General features: G+C 66.8%; 6 protein-coding genes. 5 read left to right on the top strand and 1 reads right to left on the bottom strand.

Annotated features, from left to right (window positions below; translation table 11 throughout):
• Positions 1–174 precede the first annotated feature (174 nt).
• The gene (locus AC1DS3_RS34705; RefSeq protein ID WP_477128963.1) at positions 175–1527 is read left to right on the top strand and encodes a DUF1501 domain-containing protein; all 1353 of its coding nucleotides are present in this window, start codon (positions 175–177) and stop codon (positions 1525–1527) included.
• Between the two features lie 137 nt (positions 1528–1664).
• Here the strand turns inward: AC1DS3_RS34705 and AC1DS3_RS34700 are convergent, their stop codons facing one another.
• On the bottom strand, positions 1665–2249 hold the full coding sequence (locus AC1DS3_RS34700; RefSeq protein ID WP_477128962.1) for a gamma carbonic anhydrase family protein: 585 nt from the start codon (positions 2247–2249) through the stop codon (positions 1665–1667).
• Positions 2250–2495: 246 nt separating this feature from the next.
• Between AC1DS3_RS34700 and AC1DS3_RS34695 the strand changes: the two genes are divergently transcribed.
• The 4 genes from AC1DS3_RS34695 to AC1DS3_RS34680 form a co-directional block, all read left to right on the top strand.
• A complete protein-coding gene (locus AC1DS3_RS34695) occupies positions 2496–3224 on the top strand; it encodes an SAM-dependent methyltransferase (protein ID WP_441640814.1) in 729 nt (242 codons plus the stop codon).
• 151 nt (positions 3225–3375) lie between these two features.
• Entirely contained in the window at positions 3376–3894 is a 519-nt protein-coding gene (locus tag AC1DS3_RS34690) for a BON domain-containing protein (RefSeq protein ID WP_441640841.1), read from the top strand.
• A 165-nt stretch (positions 3895–4059) separates the two neighbouring features.
• On the top strand, positions 4060–4935 hold the full coding sequence (locus AC1DS3_RS34685) for a hypothetical protein (protein ID WP_441640815.1): 876 nt from the start codon (positions 4060–4062) through the stop codon (positions 4933–4935).
• Between the two features lie 100 nt (positions 4936–5035).
• Positions 5036–5352: nuclear transport factor 2 family protein (locus AC1DS3_RS34680; RefSeq protein WP_477128961.1), on the top strand; the 317-nt coding region annotated here is incomplete at its 3' end.

Here is a 5352-nt window from a genome sequence, read left to right as displayed (position 1 = left end):
GCTTTCCTTTGCTGACCAACCGCGTGTTTTTCGACAGCATCGAATCCACGCTCGGCCCCGCCACGCGCACCGCGATGACGCAGGCGACGTCGCAGGCGGAGTGGAACACCATCTTGCTGTCATCGCCCGAATGGATGCAGGACTGAGCAGTCCGCCCTGTACAAGGAGTACCCCATGCAACGACGTAACTGGCTGAAGGGCGCAGGGCTTGCCGGACTGGCGGCTTTGGCGCCCGGCATCGTCTCGCGCGCCTACGCGCTGCCGCAGCAGGCCGATGCGCGTTTCCTGCTGGTGTTCCTGCGTGGCGGCTACGACGCCACCAATGTGCTGGTGCCGGCGGGCAGCGATTTCTACTACGCGTCGCGCCCGACCATCGCCATTGCCAGGCCGGTGGCGCAGGGCGCTCCAGCCGATCCGCGCGCCGCGCTGTCGCTGGCGGCAGCCTTCGATGGCGGCGCGGGCAGGGGCATCGACGCGTGGGCGCTGCATCCCGCGCTCAAGGATAGCCTGTTGCCGCTGTGGCAAAAGCAGCAGCTTGCGTTCGTGCCGTTTGCCGGCACCGATGACCTCTCGCGCAGCCATTTCGAGACGCAGGACGGGGTCGAGGCCGGGCTGCCGCTCGCCGGCAACGGCAAGGGCAGCGGACGCATCGATGCCTCGCTGCGCGGCTCCGGCTTTCTCAACCGGCTGGCCGAATCCATGGGTGGACGCGCCGCGCCCGTCGCCTTCACCGACGGCCTGCCGATGGTGCTAAGCGGCGCGCTCACCGTGCCCAATGTCTCGCTCAAGGGTACCGGACGCACGCCCTTCGACGAGCGCCAGACCCGCGTGCTCGCGCAGATGTATCGCGGCACCCGCTTCGAGTCGCTGATCAACGAGGGCTTCGAGCTGCGCCAGACCGTGGCGCAGGAGGCCGAGGCCATGCAGCGCCGCAACAGCATGATGGCCGCGAACCTGCCCGCGCAGGCCGAGYCTGACATGGCGGGCCGCATGCAGGAGATGCAGGCGGCCAACCGCCGCGCGCTCAGCGCCAAGGGCTTCGAGGTGGAAGCGCGCCGCATGGCGGGGCTGATGCGCGAGCGCTTCAATCTTGGCTTTATCGATGTCGGCGGCTGGGATACGCACGTGAACCAGGGCGGCGCGCAGGGACAACTGGCCAACCTGCTGGATAACCTCGGGCGCGGCATCTCCGGATTCGCGGACGAGATCGGGCCGGTATGGAGCAAGACCACGGTGGTGGTGGTCTCCGAGTTCGGCCGCACCTTCCGCGAGAATGGCACGCGCGGCACCGACCACGGTCACGGCACGGTGTACTGGGTGGCCGGCGGCGCAGTGCGTGGCGGGCGCATCGCCGGTGAGCAAGTGGCGGTGGAGCAGCGCACGCTGAACCAGAATCGCGACTGGCCGGTGCTCAATGAATACCGCGCGATGCTGGGCGGGATGTTCAAGCGCCTGTACGGGCTGGACGATGCGCGCCTGGCGCATGTGTTTCCCGATGTCCGGGCGGTGGATATCGGGCTGGTCTAGCGTGCTCAGCCTTGGGCCGGCAATACTGCCTGTTCAATCTTGCTGCTAACGGAAGACGTGCTGCTTCCCCAATACGGCAAGACCTGTGTGCTTGGCGCGTAAAAGGGAACCTTGCATCGCGGTGATCGTGGCGAGTGTCAAACGTCGGTCGCGTCCAACTCCGCCTGCAGCCTCTCCACCTCCCGCATCATCTGCGCCGAAAACGCCGGCCCTTCCCACGCCCGATAATTCTGCCCCGCATAGGCCAGCGCGTTCTTGTAATACAAGAACGCATTGAGCCGGTTGCGCACAAAATTGTTCTGCGTGCGCGTGACCTTGCCTGGGCTGCCCATCACGATGGAGTTGGGCGGGATCACGGTGCCTTCCTTGAGGAAGGCGTGCCCGGCAATGATGCAGTTATCGCCGATCACGCAGCCGTCCATGATGGTGGCGTTGATGCCGATCAGGCAGTTGTCGCCGATCGTGCAGCCGTGGATGGTGCAGTGGTGGGTGATGGAGCAGTGGCTGCCGATGATGGTCGGCGTGCCCTCGCCGATGTGCAGCATCGCGAAGTCCTGGATATTGGTGTAAGCGCCGATCACGATTTCCCGGCTCTCGGCGCGCGCTKCCACATTGATCCAAATTGATGCGCCCTCGTGCACGGTGATCTTGCCGTAGAGGTAGGCCGATTCGTGCACGTAGGCGGTGGGGTGCAGGCTCACATCGGGGCCGATGAATGCCATCGCTGTCTCCTTGGGTTATTTTTGGAATGCGCAGATTGTACGTCGATGCGTTGATGCGCCGGGGTGCGTTCCATCTGCCGCGTCGATGCCTTCGCGACGGGTTCGTTTCCGCTTTTGTGTTCGATCTTGTGCTGGTAGGTCTCATACCAGCATAAGTTGTCATCTTGTCGCGCCGGGACTGGCCCTTTAGGCTGTTCAGGGCCATCTCCCCGCAACCAGACAGAGCGAACGAAGAGGAACGCCTCCATGACCCCCAATCAAACCGCCGCCGCCGATCCCGCCGCCAAATTCGACCCCAGCCGCGCGGGCGAGTACGAAAAGCAAAGCCGCATCGCGCTGGCTGGCTACGACGCCTGCCATGAGCTGTCCGCGTGCATGCTGGCGGCAACGCTCGGCGCCGGGCGCGCGGCCGAGGTGCTGGTGGTCGGCGCAGGCGGCACGGCGCAGGAGATCGTCTGCGCGGCCAGGCTGGAGCCGGCGTGGCGCTTCACGGCGGTCGATCCGTCGGCGCCGATGCTGGACCTTGCCATGGCGCGCGTCGCCCAGGCCGGGCTGGCCGAGCGTACGCATGCCGTGGCGGGCGTGGTGCAGGACCTGCCCGCCGCGCCGCGTTTCGACGCCGCCACGTTGATCGGCGTGCTGCATCACCTGCCGGGGGACGAAGCCAAGCGCGATATCTTGCGTGCCATCGCGGCCCGCCTGAAACCGGGCGCGCCGCTGATCCTCGCCGGCAACTACCGCGCCTATGCCAGCGAGCCGCTGCTGCTGGCTGCGTGGGGCGAGCGCTGGCGCATGCAAGGCGCCGGCGCCGACGAGGTCCAGGCCAAGCTGGGCAAGATCCTGCAAGGCGCGGACCCGCCGCACTCGGAGGCTGCCGTGCAGGCGCTGCTGGCCGAGGCGGGCTTTGCCGCGCCGCAGCGATTCTTCGGCAGTCTGTTCTGGGGCGCGTGGCTGGCACGCAAGCAGGGCGGCTGAGCCTGGACGCTCGCGCATGGCCGGGCTTTGCGCGCAAGCCAGCCGGTTCTATCCTACGCAGACGAGAGCCGCCCTCAAGGAGCTTGCCATGCCCGTCCGCTCTTTGTCCTTGCCCGTGCGGATCGCCTTGGCGGCGCTGGCCGGCACCGCCATGCTGGCCTGGCCGGCGCACGGCGCCGACAGCGACCAGGAAAACCGTGGCCACGATCCGTTCTTCCAGATCTCGTCGCGCATCGCCAATTGCCCGGAGCCGCTCGGGCCTCGCGTGGACGAAGCACAATGGCGGCGCGACGCMCATCACCGGATCGAGGACGGCAACCATTGCTATGTCGAAGGCCGCTGCCGTCTCGGCAATGCCTACCAGTACGAGCAAGAGATCGTGGAAAGCACGCAGCGCCGTCTGCAGTCGCTGTCGATCACGCTGCCGGGCTGGCGGGAATCCACGCTGTGGCTCACCGTGCGGGGCCGCTGGCTGCTGGTGCAGGGCTGCGTGGGGCGGGGTTTCCCCGGGCAGCCCTTCGTGGCCGCACTGCGCGAAGTTGCCGACGTGGAGATCGTGGTCGACCAGACCACGGCGGATCCCGCGCGCGGCGTGCCTTATCCGGTATTCGGTAGCCTTCCCGGCCCGGCGGCGCCCGTTCCGCCTCGATCCGGCCGAAGGCCGAACTAGGCATTTTCTTCCCGGGCTTAGATTCTTCGGTGCTGGCGCCAATCCGGGTTGTGGGGCGTCATGCCAAGTGCTACCTTCTGGGCGTGCTGGCGGCCCGTCCGGGTTGAAATCCCGACGCATGGGGAAGCGCCAGCAGCAAGATTTTTGCTCGGGACGCGACACGACATGACTGCTTACCCCAAGGGGCCGAAGCCCGCCTTCAGGCGGCAGGGTGCGGTGCTACTTCCATTGCTGCTATGCGGGCTCGCCAATGCAGCCCCGGCGCAGCAAGGCCCCGCCGACAGCCCGGCGCAGGGCGTGCCCGGCACCATCTGCGACGCGCCCTGGTTCCAGTCCGGCGCGCGGGCGCAGATGGAGGCCAGTGGCGACATGCCGATGTCGATCACCATGACCATCCGGAACCCGACGCTCACGGAAAATGGCTGCAGCGCCTGGCTGTCGATTCACTCGAAGTCGGCGCTGGCTGCCATGATGGGCCCGCCGGTCGTGATGGACCAGGTCCACAAGATGACGTTCGACCGCGGCGCGACGGCCAGCTCGGTCGGCAGCGTGAGCAGCCAGCGCGCCACCATCAATGCGCAGGCGCGCTACACGCGGCTGTTCGGGCAGGCATCGTTCCAGGGCAAAGGCGTGCTCAGCTACGCGGGCCTTGCGATACGGGAGGGCGTGGTGCTGCCGGGCGAGACGCTCAGTTCCAGCCTGGATCTCGTGATCCACAGGCTGGCAACGGACGAGCTGGTCACGACCATTCGCGCGCCATCGGCCTCGGTCTCGGTTGGCGAGCGCAGGGTCGGCCGTGCGCAATCCATCGAGACCATGCTGGGCCGCCGCGAATGCATGCCGATCACTTACGAAAAGCGCACCTCGCTGGGGCCTTTGATGATGGGTGATGACCTCATCCAGACCGAGCCCGCGATCATGAACGTCACCGACTGGTACTGCCCGACGGAAGCGTTCGTGCTGCGCACGGAGGTGCGGCAGAAAGGAAAGGTCGAGAGAATCGACACGACTGCCATTGGCATGGACGACGGCACGCAGTGACGCAGGATGCTGAGCGCTGGCGGGTACGCCGCGCCGGGGAGCATCCAGGAACACCAAGGCACACCAAGGCACACCAAGGCACACCAAGGAACACCACGACATGAACAACGAGAACCAAGAGATCGATTTGCTGCCCTTGCTCCGGCAACTCGAAACCGAACTGCACCGTCCCGCCGCGCGCGGCGACCGCCATCGGCTGGACGCGCTGCTGCACGACGACTTCCTGGAGTTCGGCCGCTCCGGCGGCATCTATACCAAGGCCGACACGCTGGACGAGCTGCCCACCGAAGCCGCCTCGGGCACGATCTGGGCGCAGGATTTCTCGCTGCGCTCGCTTGCGCCGGGCGTGGCCATGCTGAACTACCGCTCTGCCTGCCGGCAACCGGACAGCCGGCTGGAGCGGCACACCCTTCGCAC

Source organism: Cupriavidus sp. 01L46 (assembly GCF_056399905.1).
The sequence above is the reverse complement of the archived record's forward strand: the minus strand, read 5'-3'. Positions and strand labels throughout refer to the sequence as shown.

Excerpts from the sequence above, each read along its gene's own strand:
- AC1DS3_RS34695 (WP_441640814.1), top strand. The coding sequence starts at position 2,496 with ATGACCCCCAATCAAACCGCCGCCGCCGATCCCGCCGCCAAATTCGAC.
- AC1DS3_RS34685 (WP_441640815.1), top strand. The coding sequence starts at position 4,060 with ATGACTGCTTACCCCAAGGGGCCGAAGCCCGCCTTCAGGCGGCAGGGT.